We start from the raw sequence: 18,456 nt of genomic DNA, 5'->3' as shown, positions 1-18,456 counted from the left end.
ACGCGTGACGCCATTGCGCACAATTCTCGGGGCTGCCAGCAGCCCCGACAAGATCATCGCCCTTGCCGAGGGCGATGACCCAAGGATTGTCGAAGGTGCGCTGAAGGCGCGTAAGGAAGGTGTTGCGCGCGTCATTCTTGTAGGCGATGCAGCAAAGGTTCGGTCACTTTTGGCAGAACATGATGCTGAAACCGTTGATGGCATCGAAATCCACGACCCAAATGACTCGCCACACGCCGAAAGGTTTGCAACCGAGCTTTACGAGTTGCGCAAGCACAAGGGCATGACCGGTGATCAGGCCGCGCAGCAAATCCGGAATCGCCTGACCTATGCCGCCATGCTGGTACATACAGGCCTGGCAGATGGCACCGTAGGCGGCGCGGTCGAAACAACCTCGGACACCGTTCGGGCTGCGCTGCAGATCATCGGTAAGGCACCCGATGCGGCGATGGTTTCCAGCTTTTTCCTGATGTTCTATTTCCGCGATCACCATACGGTGAAAGGCGCGCATATCTTTGCCGATTGCGGTCTGGTCGTCGATCCGGACGAGCAGGAACTGGCGGAAATCGCCCGTGCATCTGCCGCATCGTTCAAGACGCTGACGTCCCAGACACCTCGGGTTGCGATGCTGTCTTTTTCGACCAGTGGCAGCGCCAGCCATCCGAAGGTCACAAAGGTCAGCCGGGCCACGCAGATCGCCAAGTCAGCCGAGCCGGATTTGCTGATCGACGGAGAACTTCAGTTCGACGCCGCATTCGTCCCCGAGGTTGCCGACAAGAAAGCCAAGAACTCTCCTCTGCGGGGAGAAGCAAATGTGTTTGTGTTTCCAAATCTCGATGCGGGCAACCTTGGCTACAAGATCGCCCAACGCATTGGCGGAGCAGAGGCAATCGGTCCGATCCTGCAGGGCCTGGCGAAACCGGCCAATGATTTATCCCGCGGCTGCTCGGCCGAGGACGTCTTGCACATGATCGCAGTCACGGCGGTGCAGGCGCAACACAGCCAGTCATAATCTGGCAACCGCACCCACCCGGGCGAGGCGTTGTTCTTGGGCCCGAACCGCATATGCCGGACAGGTTCGGCCAACACGATAGAAAGAGCGTCAAGCAAATGCTGGCAACACCGAAATCGCGAAATCCAATGGGCTTGGAAGCCGCTCGAACCGCCCGAACGCTGTTTCCCGGCATCGCGGTTTCCGCCATCGTCGCAGTGACCGCGCAGTTCCTGGCGGACCACTACGCCACCCCCGCGATGCTGTTGGCCTTGTTGCTGGGTATCGCGCTTGGATTTCTCAGCGAAGAAGGCAAGGCCGTCGCGGGCATCGCCTTTACATCCCGCACATTGCTAAGGGTGGGCGTCGCCCTGCTGGGCGTTCGCGTTTCGATGGTTCTGATGATCGGACTTGGCCCGCAATTGATCGCACTGGTGATCGGCGGCCTTATCGCCACAATCCTGTTCGGGTTTCTGGTTGCACCCTTGTTTGGCCACAAGTGGCGCTTTGCCTTGCTCACTTCTGGTTCGGTTGCCATTTGCGGGGCGTCGGCGGCTATGGCGATCAGCGCCATTCTTCCGCGCGACGAACGCTCGGAAGAGCGGCTGATTTTCACTGTTTTGGGCGTCACTGTACTGTCCACAATCGCGATGATCCTCTATCCGATCATCGTCAACAGGCTTGGGTTATCGCCGCTTGAGGCCGGGGTCTTCCTTGGCGGAACAATTCACGATGTTGCACAGGTCGTCGGTGCCGGTTTTTCGATCTCGGACGCTGCTGGCGAAACGGCCACTTTGGTCAAGCTGATGCGCGTGGCGATGCTGGCCCCGATTGTTCTGATTGCATCGATCGTGATCCGGACCTACGCCGAATTGCCCGCAGACGGGAAACGCCCACCGATCCTTCCGGGTTTTGTGATCGCGTTCATCATTCTGGCCGGCTTGAATTCTGCGGGCTTGATTCCGCTGGAGATTAGTGAATTTCTTGGACAGGTATCGCGCTGGCTTTTGCTGACGGCCATCGCCGCGGTGGGAATGAAGACGAACCTGAAACAGGTGCTGTCTGTCGGCGGGGCCGCGATTGCCCTGATCGTCGTTGAAACGCTGTTTATCGCAGGTCTGATCCTCGCGGGAATACATATCTTGACCTGAAGCAACATCAATTAGGGAGGCCAGATGACATTCCAGCAACCCCAGATCGAGACCTCGCCGAAGGTCTCGGACGAGGTCCGCAAGACGACCTGCTACATGTGCGCCTGCCGGTGCGGCATCAACGTGCATATGAAAGACGGCAAGGTCGCTTACATCGAAGGAAACCGGGATCATCCTGTCAACAAAGGTGTTCTTTGCGCCAAGGGGTCCGCAGGAATAATGCAGGTCAACGCGCCGTCGCGCTTGCGCAAACCGTTGCGTCGTGTTGGCCCGCGCGGCTCGGGCGAGTTCCGCGAGATCGAATGGGACGAGGCGATCAGCACCGCCGTCGGCTGGTTGAACGAATTGCACGAGACAGCGCCGCAAAAACTGGCATTCTTTACCGGTCGCGATCAAAGCCAGAGCTTCACCAGCTTCTGGGCCCAGAATTTCGGCACTCCGAATTACGCAGCCCATGGCGGATTCTGCTCCGTCAACATGGCAGCGGGTGGCATCTACACGATGGGTGGCGCATTTTGGGAGTTCGGCCAACCGGACTGGGAACACACCAAGTTGTTCATGCTGTTTGGCGTAGCCGAGGATCACGACAGCAACCCAATCAAAATGGGTATCGGCAAGATCAAGGCACGCGGCGCACGGGTGATCGGCGTGAACCCGATCCGCTCGGGATACAACGCTGTCGCAGATGATTGGGTCGGCATCACACCCGGCACCGATGGCCTGTTCATCCTGTCGCTAATCCATGTTCTGATGAAGGCGGGGAAGATCGACCTCGACTATCTCAGCCGCTACACCAACGCACCCGTTCTGGTAAACGCCGCTGAAGGACCGGAAAAGGGTCTGTTCCTGCGTGATACGGACGGCAAGCCGCTGGTCATCGACCGGGTGACGGGCGCGCCCACTGCCTTTGACAAACCCGGCGTGCGCCCGGATCTTTCGGCCACCTATGAAAAAGACGGCGTTACGCATCGCCCCGTCTTTCACCTGATGGCCGAGAAGTACCTCTCGGACGATCATGCGCCCGAAGCCGTAGCCGACCGCTGTGGCATATCCGCAAAACGCATCCGCGCCATCGCAGCGGAAATTGCCCGCGTCGCCTTCGAAGAAGCCATCGAGCTGGATCACGAATGGACCGATTTCCGGGGTGAGACACACGCCAAAATGACTGGCCGCCCTGTCAGCTTCCACGCCATGCGCGGGATTTCCGCGCACGCGAACGGATTCCAGACATGTCGGTCCTTGCACGTGCTGCAGATACTTCTGGGTACGGTCGAGGTTCCGGGCGGCTTTCGCTTCAAGCCCCCCTACCCCAAGCCGGTCGAGGCGCACCCGACACCGCACGGCGATCGCCGGCCCGGGCGGTCGCTGAACGGGCCGCATCTGGGCTTCCCGCGTGGACCGGATGACTTGTTGCTGGACGATTGCGGCACACCGCAGCGCATCGACAAAGCGTTTACATGGGAAAACCCGATGTCTGCCCATGGGCTGATGCATATGGTGATCTCGAACGCAGTCGCTGGCGATCCCTACAAGATCGACACGCTGTTCATGTATATGGCGAACATGTCGTGGAATTCATCCATGAACACCAAGGGTGTGATGGAGATGCTGTCCGCTAAGACCGAGGACGGAAAATACGTCATCCCAAGGATCATCTACTCGGATGCCTATTCGTCGGAAATGGTCGCCTATGCCGATCTGATCCTGCCCGATACCACCTATCTGGAACGTCACGACTGTATCTCGTTACTCGACCGCCCGATCTGCGAGGCCGACGCCGCCGCAGATGCGATCCGCTGGCCGGTGGTGGAGCCTGACCGGGATGTCCGCGGATTTCAGTCGGTTCTCATTGAACTCGCCAACCGCATGAACCTTCCCGGTTTCACCAACGAAGACGGCAACCCCAAGTGGAAGGATTACGCAGACTACATTGTCAATCACGAGCGCAAGCCGGGCATCGGCCCCCTTGCCGGATTTCGGGGCAACGGGGAAAAAGTCGGGCGTGGCGAGGTCAATCCGAACCAATTGGATCAATACATCGAAAACGGCGGGTTCTTTGTTGCGCATATTCCGGAAGGCGCGGACTACTACAAACCTTGGAATACCGCCTATCAGGACTGGGCCGTTGGCATGGGTCTTTACGACTCACCACAGCCGTACCTGTTCCAGCTCTATTCCGAACCGATGCGCCGGTTCCAGTTGGCTGCCGAGGGCCATGGCGACCGCCAACCGCCCGATCACCTGAGACAGCGCCTCAAGGAAACGATGGACCCCCTGCCAATCTGGTATGAAACCGACCAACAAGGCAACGAAGGCTTCACCGTTAACGCCCTGACGCAACGCCCGATGGCAATGTACCACAGTTGGGGCACCCAGAACGCTTGGCTGCGCCAGTTGCACGGGCGCAATCCGCTTTACGTGCCCACAAAGCTAATGCGCGAGCACGGATTGCAGGACGGCGACTGGGCCAAGGTCACCTCGCCACATGGCGAGATCACCGTGCCCGTCATGGAGATGGCAGCGCTGAACGAAAACACCGTCTGGACATGGAACGCAATCGGCAAACGCAAAGGCGCCTGGGCGTTGCAAGAGGACGCACCGGAAGCGACCAAAGGCTTTTTGCTGAACCATCTGATTCACGAATTGCTGCCCTCGAAGGGCGATGGAATGCGCTGGGCAAATTCGGACCCGATTACCGGCCAGGCCGCCTGGTTCGACCTCAAAGTCAAAATTGAAAAGGCCGCGGCCCCATCAGATGCAGAAAGCCAGCCCGAGTTTGAGCCGATCAAATCCCCGGTCGGGACCGGCCCCAAAGACCTGGCGTGGAAGGTAGGCAAATGACCCAACTCCCCCAATCCACCGAACGCAAGATGGGTCTGGTGATCGACCTGGACACGTGCGTGGGCTGTCACGCCTGTGTGATTTCCTGCAAAGGCTGGAATACCGAAAACTACGGCGCGCCGTTGTCGGATCAGGACGCCTATGGCGCGAACCCGTCAGGCACATTCCTGAACCGCGTGCACTCGTACGAAGTTCAGCCAGACGACGGTCCGGCCCAATTGATCCACTTTCCCAAATCCTGCCTGCATTGCGAAGACGCGCCCTGCGTGACCGTTTGCCCCACCGGGGCCAGCTATAAACGGGTCGAGGACGGTATTGTGTTGGTCAACGAAAGCGACTGCATCGGTTGCGGTCTCTGCGCGTGGTCCTGCCCCTACGGCGCGCGCGAGATGGATATGGCCGAGGGCGTGATGAAGAAATGCACGCTTTGCGTGGATCGCATCTACAATGAAAACCTGCCCGAGGTGGATCGCGTCCCGTCCTGCGTACGCACCTGTCCCGCAGGCGCACGCCACTTTGGTGATCTGGGCGATCCTGATAGCGACGTCAGCAAACTGGTTGCCGAGCGCGGCGGCATGGACCTGATGCCCGAGATGGGCACTAAGCCGGTCAACAAATACCTGCCGCCGCGTCCCAAAGATCAGGTCGAGGACCAGATCGACATTCTGGCGCCTTTGCTTGCCCCTGTCGCAGACGAGCCCAAAGGGTTTCTCGGCTGGCTCGATAAGACCTTGGAGAAGCTCTGATGCATCCGGCCCCTTCTGTCATCATTTTCACCACCTTTTCGGGTCTGGGCTTTGGATTGCTGTTCTTCCTGGGCCTCGGCCAACCGGCGGTAACGGGCCTCGTTGCGTTCGTGTTCTATGCGATCGCCTTTGGTTTGGCGGTCGGGGGGCTGCTTGCTTCGACCTTCCATCTGGGACATCCGGAACGTGCATGGAAGGCGTTCAGCCAGTGGAGATCCAGCTGGCTCAGCCGCGAAGGCGTTTGCGCCGTTGCGGCTCTGGTCGCTATGGGACTCTTTGCCTTTGGCGCCGTTTTCCTGCACAGCCATTGGACACTGCTGGGATGGATCGGTGCGCTGCTCAGTCTTGCAACAGTGTTCACCACATCGATGATTTACACCCAGCTGAAGACGATCCCGCGCTGGAATATGAACCTGACGCCCGCGATGTTTCTGTCCTTCAGCCTTGCGGGCGGCGCATTGTTGTCCGGAGCGGAGGCACTGGCCCCATGGCTGCTGATCGTTGCCGGCGCTGTTCAGCTTGCCTATTGGACCAGGGGCGATGCAGCGCTGGACGGATCCGGTACAAACCTGGCTACGGCCACAGGATTGGGCAGTCGTGGAACCGTGCGCGCTTTCGAACCACCGCATACCGGGACAAACTATCTGCTTCGCGAGTTCGTCCACGTGGTTGGCCGTAAACATGCGCAGAGATTGCGCGTGATTTCCTTCGGGCTGGCTTTTGCACTACCGCTGCTGCTTATTTTGATCCCTGTCACCGGCGTTGTCGTAAAGCATATCTTTGCGCTGTTTGCGGTGCTGTCGCATTTGGCGGGGATTTTGGTCTCTCGCTGGTTGTTCTTCGCGCAGGCAGAACATGTGGTGGGGCTATACTACGGAAAACGGTGAAGGGGGCTCTGCCCCCGTCGCGGCAAGCCGCGCCTCCCCCGGGATATTTCTGGCCAGATGAAGGTTGGATCCGCAGAGAATGGGCGGCGCGCAAGGATCACGGCCGCTCATTCGTTGGTTTGACGGGAACTAGATCAGGCCCGCGTGTGCCATCGCCGCGTCAATCGCGGATTTGGTGCTGTCTTCCAATGTCGTCAGCGGAGAGCGAACTTCATCCGTACACCGTCCCAGTTTGCTGAGCGCATATTTGGCGCCAACCAGGCCGGGCTCGATAAAGATCGCCTCGTGCAATGGCATCAACCGGTCCTGATAGGCCAGCGCTTTGACGTAGTCTCCGTCCAGCGTTGCCTTCTGAAATTCGGCACAGAGTTTCGGAGCGACGTTGGCCGTCACCGAGATGCAGCCCACACCGCCATGGGCGTTGAAGCCAAGCGCAGTGCCATCTTCGCCAGATAACTGGCAGAAATCTGCACCGCAGGTTGCCCGTTGTTGGCTGACGCGCGCCAGATCGCCGGTGGCATCCTTGACCCCGATGATGCGTGGCAGCTTGGCCAGTTCACCCATCGTGTCCGGGGTCATATCGACCACGGAACGGCCCGGGATATTATAGATGATGATCGGGATATCGGCGCAATCATGCAGTGCACGGAAATGCGTGAACAGACCTTTCTGGGTCGGCTTGTTGTAGTAGGGCGTCACGACGAGCGCCGCGTCCGCACCAACCTTCTGGGCGAAGCGCACGAAACGGATCGCTTCGACCGTGTTGTTCGACCCCGCACCGGCGATGACCGGAACACGGCCCGCCGCGGTTCTGACAACCTCTTCAACGACGATCTCATGTTCCTCATGGCTCAGCGTCGGGCTTTCGCCGGTTGTACCAACAGGAACCAATCCGGTCGAGCCTTCCTGAATCTGCCATTCCACCAATTGTTTGAGCGCATCCAGGTCCAACTCGCCGTTGTGGAACGGGGTGACGAGGGCTGGCATAGAGCCTTTGAACATGGGTGCACTCCTTCAAGGTGCGAATTGCAGTTTTTGCGCCTCGGTGTCTGAGGAATTACGGTTTGTGAGTTGATCCCGGCGGCGCAAGGCTTATCCTGAATGGCTCTATCCTTGGTTGGTCAGGAATTGCAAGGGATGACACGCTTTCTAGCGCTTTTGATGACGGTGATTATGGTCTGGGCGCTGCAACCGCAGATTGCCCGTGCGGATGCGACGGCAGATTTGCGCGCCGGGTTGCACGAGATGCGCAAGGGCGATTGGAACGAGGCGCTTCGCGTATCGGGCGCGCGTGGATCGGTGTCGCGCGACATCATCGTTTGGCATTGGCTGCGCGAGGGGTTCGGATCATCCGGGGATGTGCTGGTCTTTCTTGACCGTCGCCCGGACTGGCCCGGCCTGAGCTGGTTGCGGCGCAAAAGCGAACCGGCATTTACCGGTGCGGACCCAGACCGCGTTTTGAAGTTCTATGCCGAGACCCCGCCGCAAACCGCCGAAGGGGCACTGAACTATGCTGTTGCGCTGATGGCCAAGGGTCAACAGGGCGAAGCACAGGCCGACATCGTCACCGCGTGGCGGACAATGCCCATGGGTTCTGGGTTGCAAACCGACTACCTCGAAAATTTTGGCAAATTGCTCAGGCCCCACCATACGGCGCGATTGGATCGCATGCTGTGGGACGGTCACCTTGTCAGTGCCGGAAACATGTTGCCTTTGGTCAACGCGGATGAACGCAAACTGGCCGAGGCGCGGATTGCGTTGCAGAAACGCCAGCCCGGAGTGGACGGCAAGGTTTCCGCAGTGCCCAAATCCCTCTCCAATTCTCCGGGTCTGGCCTTTGACCGGTTTGTGTGGCGCGACAAGAAGGAATTGGATGACAGTGCCATCGACCTGATGCTGCAACGTTCGACAGGACCCGATGCGCTGGGGGAACCGGATCAATGGGCCGAAGGTCGCCGCCGTCTGGCGCGGCTGGTCATGCGGCAAGGCAAAGCTTCGCGCGCCTATGACATCGCCGCAAATCACCACATGACCCCCGAGATGGGTTACGGCTATGCCGATCTGGAGTGGTTGTCCGGTTTTCTGGCCCTGCGCATGCTGAATGACCCCGACACTGCCGTTCGGCATTTTCAGAACTTTTCCTCGGCCGTCCAATCCCCCATCTCGAAAGGACGGGGCGGCTATTGGCTGGGCCGGGCGTACGCCGCACAGGGCAACTCGGACAAAGCCTATGAGGCTTATGCGATCGGTGCCGACTATCAGACGTCGTTTTACGGCTTGCTGGCTGCCGAGCAGATCGGTCGCCCCTTTGACGCGGAGCTGGCCAACCCCAGGCGGGCCGCGCATTGGAAACAAGCCGAATTCGCCGATTCCAGTGTTCTTGAAGCCGGATTGTTGCTGCTTCGGGCGGGCGAGGACAATCTGGCGGAACGGTATCTGACACATCTGGTCGAAAGCCTCGATCCTGTTCAGGCCAACCAGCTGGGCGATCTGGTGATCGAGCTGAAGGAACCGCATCTTGCGGTCATGATTGCAAAACGTGCGGCGACGACCGGCACCGTGCTGCCTGCCGCGTATTACCCCGTTCATCCGGTCGCCGATATGGGTCTTCCAATGGCCAAGGAGATGACTTTGGCCATCGCCCGCAGGGAAAGCGAATTTGATCCGGTGGTGGTCAGCGGTGCAGGTGCGCGTGGCCTGATGCAGGTGATGCCGGCGACGGCACAACTGGTGGCCAAAGAACTGGGAATCCTCAGCGGTCACAAGACCGGTCGCCTGACTTCGGATTGGCAATACAACGCCAAACTCGGGGCGAACTATCTTTCAGGGCTAGCGGCGGATTTCAACGGCAATGTCGTCATGATGTCCGCCGGGTACAACGCAGGGCCCAGACGGCCAATTTCATGGATGAACCGGTTCGGTGACCCGCGCAGGGGCGAAGTCGATGTGATCGATTGGATCGAAATGATCCCGTTTACCGAGACCCGCAACTACGTGATGCGTGTGGCGGAAAGCCTGCCGGTTTATCGCGCGCGTCTTGGCAAGCCGCCCTTGCCGGTACCGTTTTCGCAGGAACTGGTGGGCTCAACCCTGTCGTCTTTCGCGCCATAGGGTGAACAACCCGGCCGCGATGACCAGCCCGGCACCGACGATCACCGCCGGGCGCAACGTCTCGCCAAAGACCGTTATGCCCAGGATCGCGCTCCACATCAGATGAAAATATGCGAAGGGCTGGACCGCGCTGGCTTCGGCCATTTCATAGCATTTGATCAGCAGCCAATGGCCCAGAACACCGCTTACGCACAAAAGACCCATCCAACCCCAGTCATGGATTTGCATCGGTTCCCAAAACCAAACCCCGACCACGGTCATAGCGGCGGCACCGGCAACACCGGTCCAAAAGAAACTGGTCGCGGCGCTGTCTCTCCGTGCTGCATATCGGGTGAGAAGGCCATAAACGGCAAACATCAGCGCCGAGATCAACGGGATAACCGCCCACGGGTTAAAGACCCCGACTCCGGGTTGCAGGATGATCAGCACGCCGACACAGCCAACACCGATGGCCGCCCACCTGCGCCAGCCTACTTTTTCACCCAATACCGGACCACTGAGTGCCGCGATCAAAAGCGGATAGCAGATGAACACCGCCTGACTTTCAATCAGGCCGAGGATGGTAAAGGCATATACGGCGACGCAAACCTCGGTTGCCAACAGAACGCCGCGCGCGATTTGCAGACCCAGTTGACTGGTATGCGCTGTTGCCCTGATCCCACCGGTCGTGCGCAAGGCCAGCGTCACAACAAAGGCCGCAAAGAACCAATAGCGGATCATGACCACCATGTAGGTGTTGTACGCCCCTGCCAGATGGCGCGAGATACCATCCTGCAGGGCGAAAACCACCGTTGCCGCGATCATCAATGCGATACCGGCACGGATGTTGTTCTGCTGCGTCATGGCAGGCTGGCCCGCGTCATATGCCGCTTGCGCCCATAGCCCGGCGTTCGGGTCACGGTGAACCCACCCTCCTGCAATCCGCGCCGGACAAAACCGGCGGCAGTGTATGTGGCGGCGGTTCCGCCTTCTGCTGTATGCTCGGCGACTTGTTTCATCAGGTCCGCGCCCCAAAGCTCGGGGTTTTTTGCCGGAGAAAATCCATCCAGAAACCAGGCATCGGCGGCACCGGACCAGCTGGGCAGCGTATCGCGCGCATCACCTTCGACAACCTGCAACCGCAATGTTCCGAAGTCGCAATGCCCGCCCTGCCATTCAGCTAAAAACCGGGTGCTCCAAGGCCCGAGTTCCGGGAACGCGGCCAGGGCGCGGGACATGTCGTCAAGGTTCATCGGAAAGGCTTCGAAACTGGTGAAGGTCAGGGGGGTGGTCTGGCCGGACTTTTCCCATTCGGACCACGCGGTCAGCATGTTCAGACCGGTGCCAAATCCCAGCTCGGCGATGCGAAAACCGGGCGCGAACCGCGCTGGCAGATCATTGCCCGCAAGAAAAACATGCCGCGTTTCTTCCAACCCGTTTTGCAATGAGAAATACGGATCATCGAACCGGTCCGAGACGGGGATTTGATCCTTGGTCCACGTCAGTTTGGCGCGCTGGTCTGCCATGAGGTATTCCTGTAGCTAGGCCGCGCGACACTGAACAAGGATAAAGGGATTGGCAATGGTCGATGTGACGGTGCGCGGCGCGGGTATTTTTGGCCTGTCAATCGCCTGGACGTGTGCCCGACGCGGCGCACGGGTACAGGTTGTCGACGCATTTGGCGCGGGTTCAGGCTCCAGCGGTGGATTGGTCGGTGCGCTGGCCCCGCATGTGCCGGAAAACTGGAATGTCAAAAAAGCGTTTCAGTTCGAAAGCCTGATCATGGCCGAGCCGTTCTGGAGAGAGGTCGAAGCCACCGGCGGTGTATCGTCGGGATTCGATCGGCTGGGGCGCATTCAACCGATTGCCGACGCGCGAACCCTTGATCTTGCGCGCGAACGTGAAAACAGTGCCGAAATCCTCTGGCAGGGTCGGGCCGAATGGCGCGTTCGCGCAGTACAGGACGTGGGTGCTTGGTGCCCGCCCAGCCCGACGGGATTTGTCATACACGACACCCTTAGCGCACGGATGCACCCGCGCCGTGCCTGCGCGGCATTGGTGGCCGCTTTGGGCGTGATGGGCGTAGAAATTAACTCCGAAGCACCGGACGCAGGGCGGGTCGTTCACGCAACCGGGGTCGCGGGGTTGAAGGAGCTCAACGAGGCTTTTGGAAAGACAATTGGCAATGGCGTCAAAGGTCAGGCGGCGCTGTTGCGCTTTGATGTTCGTGATGCCCCCCAGCTATTTGCCGATGCGATCCATATCGTGCCGCATGCAGACGGGACCCTGGCCATCGGATCGACGTCAGAACGCGATTATGACGACGCAAACCGGACTGACACGCAATTGGATGACGTAATCGAGCGTGCGATGCGCGCGGTACCGGTGTTGCACGGTGCCGAGGTGATCGAACGTTGGGCCGGCGTCCGTCCGCGCAGCAAAAGCCGGGCCCCGATGTTGGGCGCTCATCCGCTGCACGCAGGTCAATTCATCGCCAATGGCGGTTTCAAGATCGGGTTCGGCATGGCCCCCAAAATCGCCGACGTGATCGCCGATCTGATGCTCGAAGGCCGCGATACGATCCCGCCGGAGTTCCGCCCCGAGGCCTCATTCTGAAGCCGCGCCCGCCTCGGCCTGCATGCATTGCCGCCCGTCCGGGCCCCGGACCCACAGAGAACTGCCGTTTCGGCACAAAGTTGCAGTTTCAAAGTCAAAAAGCGGCGAGGACGCGCGGAAGGAAAACGTTGCCAACGGACCCAACAGCTCCGAGGCATAAAGCATCAGCATCTGCGCCAGCAGCGGCCCATGAACCACCAATCCTGCATAGCCTTCCACGTCTCTGGCATAGTCAAGGTCATAGTGAATTCGGTGCCCGTTGAACGTCAGCGCTGAGTAGCGGAACAACAGCGTTGAATCGAACGTCTGGTACCTGCGATCTGTTTCATCCGTTCGGGCCATCGGAGGCTGAGGTTTTGCCGCGTTCCCAGCCGGGTCTTCCCGGTAAACCAGATCCTGCCATTCCGTCACACACAGCGCCTCGTCCTGCCATACTTCATGGCGCAGCGTCACAAACCCCAGCGGCCCGGTGCGGCCCGTTTTTTGTTGCGACGTCTCCAGAACCGACTTGCGAAGCGCCGGTTTCCCGGCAATCAACGGTGCGTCAAACCGAAGCCGACCCCCCGCCCACATACGCCGAGGCAGACCCATATCGGGTATCAGCCCCTGTCCGACACTTGGATGCCCATCGCGCCCCAGAGCGCTCGGCGGCAGAGGGGACCAAAAGTAAAGTTGGTGGAAAAACGGCGGCAAAACTGCGCCGTCCGAGATCGTGACGGCCTGCGACAGCGCAGTTTGCAAGGCCGCGCCGCGGGCCGGGTCCATCACGTCGCGGCATGTCTCGGTTGCTGCGTTTGTCGTCATGCTTTGACTCTAGGCAGCCTGCTCTGACGGAACAACCCGCACGTTCAAAACCCGGCAGTGGATCGCAGTTTTTGCATCAGTTTATGCAGGCTTTTTTCATAGCGTTCACTGCTCAACTTGCCGTCGTCATCGAACTCGTTCGAGCTGTTTGCCAGATGAATTTCCGGGCCCTGAAGGATACAGGGCTGAAACGGGACCATGTAGGCCCGCAGGATCATCTGTGCGCGCTCACCACCAGCGCGCCCCGCTGCGGCCGACATCACGGCAACAGGCTTGTTGGCCCACGGGTTGCCTTCGGTCCGGCTGACCCAGTCCAGTGCGTTTTTCAGAACGCCGGAAGGACCTTTGTTGTATTCGGGTGTGGAAATGATCACCGCATCGGCTTGGGCGATTTGGTCAGCTAGTGTCCGAACCGCTTCGGGAATGCCTTCGCCTTCCTCCAGATCACCATCATACAGGGGCAGGTTCAGGTCAGCTTCGACAAAGCGTTCAGGATCAAACAACCGGGCCGCTTCGCGCAGCAGCTTGCGGTTGGTGGCATTCTGGCGCAGCGACCCGGACAGGCCAAGCAGGTTCGGTTCGGACATCAGGGGAAACTCCGGTAGATTGTTTTCTCCTGTGTACACCTAGATGCCTGCCTGCCAAATACCAGTGGCCGCACAACCGATGCGCATCGGACAACGTTCCGGGTTTTGATGCCTTGGTCCGCTGTTTTGTCCGATCAGGCGTTGCCGCTGGGCACGATGACAATCTCGACCCGCCGGTTTTGTGCCTTGCCTTCCGGCGTCAGATTCGACGCAATCGGGTTGCTTTCGCCCTGACCGATTGTTGTGATCCGGCCAAAGCTCACTCCGTTGGCCTGAAGAATATCCGCAACAGCGTCGGCTCGACGGACCGAGAGGCCCTGGTTGTAAGCGGCATCCCCATCGCTGTCGGTATGCCCGATGATCTGCACATTCGAATTGGGGTAGTCGACAAGGTTCTGACCGACGCGAACCAGATCGGCACGCAACGCCGGGCGCACCGTCGCGCTGTCGATGTCAAAGGTGATGTCGTTGGGAACCGTGACAATTAGGCGATCACCCGCATTGACGATGGTGATTCCGTCGTTGGCAAGCTGCTGACGCAGTTCCGCCGCCTGTTTGTCCAACTGGTTGCCGATCAGCCCGCCGCCAGCCGCACCAATCGCGCCACCAGCCAGCGCCCCCAACAATGGATCCGAGTCGTTGGCAATTGCACCAACACCCGCGCCGACCAGGCCGCCCAAAATGGCCCCCTGCTTGGCGTTTTGGTTGGGATCGCTGGGCAGGTTCAGAGTTCCGGGGTCCGTACAGGCCGCAAGTGCCAAAACAGAACACAGCCCCAATGGCAGCGCAAACTTGGAAATGGTCATAAAATCACCTTCTGCTCCGATACCCGTTTGCCGGGTTTGCTTCGTTTGGCACAGTATAGCACCCGGTCCGCAGGTGGCCTCAAGCAACAAATCGGTGAAATGAGCAAATACCCGCCGTTTCAGGCCGCTCCGTAAGTTTCAGCCCAGCGGTTCTGTTCCTGCCAAAGCGCGCGCAGTGGCTCTCCCTGTCCGCAAAAATGATCTTCGACCAGGTCGCAGGCCCAAATCCGGTCGGTCCTGAAATGCCGAAACCCATTCCGCAATTCGCACCACCCGGCCAGCATGGTGCATTCTATATGATAGATCAGGGCAACTGGCCGGACGATGCGCTCGGTGCGGCTATGGTCCGAAGATTCGTAGGTAATCCGAATCTTTTGTTCGGCCCGGATCGCCTCGCGATAGGTTGCGATGGTGACGCACCCTTTGGCCGGATCGTCCGGCGGTGCGCCCCACGGCGCAACCTGCAGCCAATCCGCGGGTGCGCGCAGGGCTTCGATCTTGCGACACACCCGATCTGCGGCCTGTTGCAAGGTACTGTCGCCAGTACGAGCCAACATCGACAGCCCTACCCAGAGCGCTTCGACCTCTTCAGCATCAAAATTCAATGGCGGCAGATCGTAACCGCGCCGCATTAGATAACCAACACCGGCCTCGCCCTCGATTGGAGTCCGCTGCGCCTGAAGGGCAGCGATATCGCGATAGACCGTGCGCACCGACACTTCGAGTTTGGCAGCCAACTCTTCCGCCGTGACCGGATCACCCGATGCCCGAAGTATTTGAATGATTTCAAACAGCCGCGCCGATCTGCGCATGTCAGCCTCCTTAACGTCTCCTGACAGTTTAGCACATCCCACTGACAACGTGGTGTCAGGAGCATTGCGCCACACTGGTCGCAACTTCAAGGAAAGGAGATTGCCATGCCAAGCCGCGACAACCACGTGATGATGACCCTGAAACTGGACCGTTGGGCGCAAGATCACACTCTGCGAGGGTTCGAGATCGAACGCGAACTGGCCGCCGCCCGCACTCAGCCCAGATCGCAAACCCGAAAGCGCGCAAGGCGGTTTTCGCTCGGCAACCTGAAATTGCTTTGGACAAGCTGGGCCTGAGTTCAGAAATCAGGGGCCGCGCGAAACTTCATCGCGATACCACCTTCGGGGTGTTTCAGCCGCAATTCTTCCGAGTGCAGCATCAAGCGGGGGAAGTCACGCGCGTCCCCTTCCGCATAAAACGGGTCACCCAAAATCGGGTGTCCCAGCGCTTTCATGTGAACCCGTAGCTGATGTGAGCGACCGGTTTTGGGAAACAGGCGAATGCGCGTTGTGCCGGCATCATATCGAACCACGCGCCAGTCGGTGACCGCCGGTTTGCCGGTGTCATGACACACCATCTGGCGCGGACGATTGGGCCAGTCCACGATCAAGGGCAAGTCCACCGTCCCTGTCTTCTGGGCCACTCGCCCCCAAACCCGCGCCACATAGGTTTTGCGGGTCTGACGGTTTTCGAACTGCAGACCTAGGTGGCGTTGCGCATGCGCAGTTTGCCCAAATACCATGACACCCGAAGTGTCGCGATCCAGCCGGTGAACCAGCAGAGCCTGCGGAAACGACGCCTGCACACGTGCAAGCAGACAATCGGCAAGATGTTCGCCACGCCCCGGCACCGACAAAAGCCCTGCGGGTTTGTTCACCACGATCAACTGCGCATCTTCATGCAACACATCCAACGGCGTCATGGGGGGGTCGTATGCTTCGCTCATGCGGGCCTGCCTAACGCAGCCTCCGACCTCCCGCAACGTCGTCCTTGCCCTCTGCACTCTGTTGGTCAACTCTTTCTGCACAAAACAGGAGTTGTCATGCACCCCACAATCGCGCGTATGCAGGAGGTGGTCGCCAAAGGCGATGAAAGCCTGATCCAGGAATTGCTGGCCGAAGACGTGCGATTTTCGCCGCCCACCTACTTCAGCACCTGGACGGGGCGCGCGCCAGTCACGGCGGTTTTGGGGCATGTCGGCCAGGTATTTTCCGGCTTTCGCTATCGCCGGATCATGGGTCTGGATCGGGATTGGGCGCTGGAGTTTCAGTGCAAGGTAGGTGATCTGGACGCAATAGGTGTCGACCTGATCACTCTGAACGCGGATGGGCTGATACAGGAGTTCGAAGTCGTCATGCGCCCGTACAAAACGATCGGGGCTCTGCGCGACGAAATGATGGCGCGCGTGACACAGGACCCGAGGTTTCTGGCCTTCAAGGACGCGCTTGGCTGAGTATGCGATCCCCTGTCTCCGTCGATCAGGTTCTGCGCATTCCATTGCTGCCCGTTTTGGCTGCCCAAGCCGTTGCCGTGCGCCGCAAGGCAACGCTGCTGCCCGAACCCGACGGGCCACGCACGGGATGCGTAGGGCGCGGCCCTCGGGTGCGGCTGTTGATTGCGGGCGACAGTTCTGCCGCCGGCGTTGGCGCAAGCACGCAGGAACAGGCATTGAGCGGCCAACTGGTAGCCTGCCTGGCACGTCACTTTACTGTCGAATGGCGGCTTGAAGCGACGACAGGTCACACGACCAGAGATACTCTGGATCGGTTAGCGGATCTGGATGGTCCCTATGATGCAGCCGTGACGGCTTTGGGGGTAAACGATGTAACGCGGGGCGTCACTCAACGGCAATTCCAGAGCAGGCAATCCCGGCTTTTTGACCTTCTGTCAAACAAACTGGGCGTGCGTTGCATCGTGGCCACCGGCGTGCCGCAGATGGATCGTTTCCCGGCGCTTCCGCACCCTCTTGCTTGGGTCTTGGGGCAACAGGCGGCTCGACTGGATCGTGGCCTGCGCCAGGCCGCAGATGCGTTTCCCGCCGTGCGTCATCTCGCCCTGGACTTTCCCGACGATCCAGCGCTGGCCGCAGCGGATGGGTATCACCCCAGCCCAAAAGCATATCAGTTATGGGCCGCAGCCGCAGCCGATCTGCTGCGTCAGGCCTGAGCCCGAATTTGCCGGATCATCGGGATGCTGTAGACAACCAAAGCAGCCCAGATCAGCGGAAACGCAATCATCCGACCCCGATCGATATGTTCGCCAAACACCGCAACCGCAGTGATGAAGATCATTGTGGGCGCGATGTATTGCAGAATACCCATTGTAGACAGCCGCACCAGTTTTGCTCCGTTCGCGTAAACGAGCAAAGGTACAGCCGTCACCACGCCTGCACCGGCCAACAGCATGGAATCGGCAGCAAGTGCTCCGAAATGCCCTGCGCCGCTCGCACCCAGCCAGGTGACATAGGCCAGCGCGGGGATCAGCAGGATCAAAACCTCCAGCAGGAACCCCTGGTTCGGGCCAATAGGAAGCGAGCGTTTGAAAAAGGCATAAAACCCCCAGCTGACCATCAGGCCCAGCGCCGCCCACGGCAGCCTTCCGGCCTCAAGCACCAAAACCAGAACACCAAGGGCCGCCAGACCAACCGCCAACAACTGAGTTCGGTTCAGTGGTTCACGCAGCAGCACCGCGCCCAGCGCGATACTGAACAGCGGATTTATATAGTAGCCTAACGCCGCATCCAGCGCATTACCGCTGGCAATGGCCCAGACGTAGATTGCCCAATTCACCGATATCAGGGCCGCAGTCAGGCACGCCATCCCAAGCATCTGAGGGTTTCGCAATGCGGCCTTCAGGTCCTTAGTGCGCCCAAGGGCCACCAGCAACAGCCCGGCAATAGGGACCGACCAAATGATGCGGTGCGCCACGATCTCAACCGGACCGATATGCGCCATTGCCTTCATGTAAAGCGGCAGAAAGCCCCAAAGAACATAAGCCGTCACCGCCAGGGCCAGCCCTTTTGGCGTATCCACATTCTGCGGCGGTGTGAGAGGTGCGGCCATCACAGGTCTCCGACTGACATCGTGCTTCTCTACGGCAAATCAGGCCCGGTTGGGAACCGCGG

General features: G+C 59.6%; 19 protein-coding genes. 10 read left to right on the top strand and 9 right to left on the bottom strand.

The genetic code is table 11. The features are described 5' to 3' along the window. Nucleotides 1–4: 4 nt before the first annotated feature. From pta to RA28_RS12580, 5 genes are all read left to right on the top strand, one after another. On the top strand, nt 5–1,012 hold the full coding sequence (gene pta, locus RA28_RS12600; protein ID WP_039529102.1) for a phosphate acetyltransferase: 1,008 nt from the start codon (nt 5–7) through the stop codon (nt 1,010–1,012). 98 nt (nt 1,013–1,110) lie between these two features. After that, complete coding sequence (locus RA28_RS12595; protein WP_052261459.1) at nt 1,111–2,142, top strand: putative sulfate exporter family transporter; 1,032 nt, start codon at nt 1,111–1,113, stop codon at nt 2,140–2,142. Nucleotides 2,143–2,166: 24 nt separating this feature from the next. Then, nucleotides 2,167–4,983, top strand: coding sequence for a molybdopterin oxidoreductase family protein (locus RA28_RS12590; protein ID WP_039529098.1), 2,817 nt, complete (start codon nt 2,167–2,169; stop codon nt 4,981–4,983). Continuing rightward, nucleotides 4,980–5,729 (top strand): 4Fe-4S dicluster domain-containing protein, encoded by a 750-nt coding sequence (locus RA28_RS12585; protein ID WP_039529095.1) that lies wholly within the window; start codon nt 4,980–4,982, stop codon nt 5,727–5,729. Before RA28_RS12590 ends, RA28_RS12585 begins: the two co-directional genes overlap by 4 nt. Continuing rightward, nucleotides 5,729–6,616 carry a dimethyl sulfoxide reductase anchor subunit family protein gene (locus RA28_RS12580; RefSeq protein ID WP_039529092.1) on the top strand — a complete coding sequence of 296 codons (888 nt, stop codon included), beginning with the start codon at nt 5,729–5,731 and terminating at the stop codon, nt 6,614–6,616. Before RA28_RS12585 ends, RA28_RS12580 begins: the two co-directional genes overlap by 1 nt. A 129-nt stretch (nt 6,617–6,745) precedes the next feature. On the opposite strand, the gene dapA is transcribed toward RA28_RS12580, so the two are convergent. Beyond that, nucleotides 6,746–7,618 (bottom strand): 4-hydroxy-tetrahydrodipicolinate synthase, encoded by an 873-nt coding sequence (gene dapA / locus RA28_RS12575; protein WP_039529089.1) that lies wholly within the window; start codon nt 7,616–7,618, stop codon nt 6,746–6,748. Nucleotides 7,619–7,753: 135 nt separating this feature from the next. Here dapA and RA28_RS12570 point away from each other — a divergent pair, with 135 nt between their 5' ends. Beyond that, nucleotides 7,754–9,727, top strand: a complete 1,974-nt coding sequence (locus tag RA28_RS12570) for a lytic transglycosylase domain-containing protein (RefSeq protein ID WP_039529476.1) — start codon at nt 7,754–7,756, stop codon at nt 9,725–9,727. Here the strand turns inward: RA28_RS12570 and RA28_RS12565 are convergent. Beyond that, complete coding sequence (locus RA28_RS12565; protein WP_039529086.1) at nt 9,701–10,570, bottom strand: DMT family transporter; 870 nt, start codon at nt 10,568–10,570, stop codon at nt 9,701–9,703. The two genes, RA28_RS12570 and RA28_RS12565, sit on opposite strands and share 27 nt — an antisense overlap. Continuing rightward, nucleotides 10,567–11,232 carry a tRNA (5-methylaminomethyl-2-thiouridine)(34)-methyltransferase MnmD gene (gene mnmD / locus RA28_RS12560; protein WP_039529083.1) on the bottom strand — a complete coding sequence of 222 codons (666 nt, stop codon included), beginning with the start codon at nt 11,230–11,232 and terminating at the stop codon, nt 10,567–10,569. Before mnmD ends, RA28_RS12565 begins: the two co-directional genes overlap by 4 nt. A 55-nt stretch (nt 11,233–11,287) precedes the next feature. Between mnmD and RA28_RS12555 the strand changes: the two genes are divergently transcribed. Then, on the top strand, nt 11,288–12,322 hold the full coding sequence (locus RA28_RS12555; RefSeq protein WP_082029816.1) for an NAD(P)/FAD-dependent oxidoreductase: 1,035 nt from the start codon (nt 11,288–11,290) through the stop codon (nt 12,320–12,322). Here the strand turns inward: RA28_RS12555 and RA28_RS12550 are convergent. From RA28_RS12550 to RA28_RS12535, 4 genes are all read right to left on the bottom strand, one after another. Continuing rightward, nucleotides 12,314–13,126 (bottom strand): FAS1-like dehydratase domain-containing protein, encoded by an 813-nt coding sequence (locus RA28_RS12550; RefSeq protein ID WP_039529076.1) that lies wholly within the window; start codon nt 13,124–13,126, stop codon nt 12,314–12,316. The genes RA28_RS12555 and RA28_RS12550 overlap by 9 nt on opposite strands. A 44-nt stretch (nt 13,127–13,170) precedes the next feature. Beyond that, nucleotides 13,171–13,713 carry an NADPH-dependent FMN reductase gene (locus RA28_RS12545; protein WP_039529073.1) on the bottom strand — a complete coding sequence of 181 codons (543 nt, stop codon included), beginning with the start codon at nt 13,711–13,713 and terminating at the stop codon, nt 13,171–13,173. A gap of 134 nt (nt 13,714–13,847) precedes the next feature. Further along, nucleotides 13,848–14,519 carry an OmpA family protein gene (locus tag RA28_RS12540; RefSeq protein WP_039529473.1) on the bottom strand — a complete coding sequence of 224 codons (672 nt, stop codon included), beginning with the start codon at nt 14,517–14,519 and terminating at the stop codon, nt 13,848–13,850. 119 nt (nt 14,520–14,638) lie between these two features. Then, a complete protein-coding gene (locus RA28_RS12535; protein ID WP_039529070.1) occupies nt 14,639–15,331 on the bottom strand; it encodes a helix-turn-helix transcriptional regulator in 693 nt (230 codons plus the stop codon). A 105-nt stretch (nt 15,332–15,436) separates the two neighbouring features. On the opposite strand from RA28_RS12535, the gene RA28_RS12530 reads away from it, so the two are divergent. Beyond that, nucleotides 15,437–15,628: a hypothetical protein gene (locus RA28_RS12530; RefSeq protein ID WP_039529067.1), complete on the top strand. Its 192-nt coding sequence runs from the start codon at nt 15,437–15,439 to the stop codon at nt 15,626–15,628. Nucleotides 15,629–15,630: 2 nt separating this feature from the next. Here RA28_RS12530 and RA28_RS12525 read toward each other — a convergent pair whose 3' ends face one another. After that, on the bottom strand, nt 15,631–16,278 hold the full coding sequence (locus RA28_RS12525) for an RluA family pseudouridine synthase (RefSeq protein ID WP_039529065.1): 648 nt from the start codon (nt 16,276–16,278) through the stop codon (nt 15,631–15,633). A 96-nt stretch (nt 16,279–16,374) separates the two neighbouring features. On the opposite strand from RA28_RS12525, the gene RA28_RS12520 reads away from it, so the two are divergent. Then, nucleotides 16,375–16,785, top strand: coding sequence for a nuclear transport factor 2 family protein (locus tag RA28_RS12520; RefSeq protein ID WP_039529062.1), 411 nt, complete (start codon nt 16,375–16,377; stop codon nt 16,783–16,785). Nucleotides 16,786–16,787: 2 nt separating this feature from the next. Next, the gene (locus tag RA28_RS12515) at nt 16,788–17,498 is read left to right on the top strand and encodes an SGNH/GDSL hydrolase family protein (protein WP_052261455.1); all 711 of its coding nucleotides are present in this window, start codon (nt 16,788–16,790) and stop codon (nt 17,496–17,498) included. On the opposite strand, the gene rarD is transcribed toward RA28_RS12515, so the two are convergent. Continuing rightward, the gene (gene rarD, locus RA28_RS12510; protein WP_039529058.1) at nt 17,489–18,394 is read right to left on the bottom strand and encodes an EamA family transporter RarD; all 906 of its coding nucleotides are present in this window, start codon (nt 18,392–18,394) and stop codon (nt 17,489–17,491) included. The genes RA28_RS12515 and rarD overlap by 10 nt on opposite strands. Nucleotides 18,395–18,456: the final 62 nt, after the last annotated feature.

The organism is Ruegeria sp. ANG-S4, from assembly GCF_000814005.1.
Taxonomy (GTDB): Bacteria; Pseudomonadota; Alphaproteobacteria; order Rhodobacterales; family Rhodobacteraceae; genus Ruegeria.
Note: the sequence above shows the minus strand (reverse complement) of the source record. Positions and strands in the feature narration are given on the sequence as shown.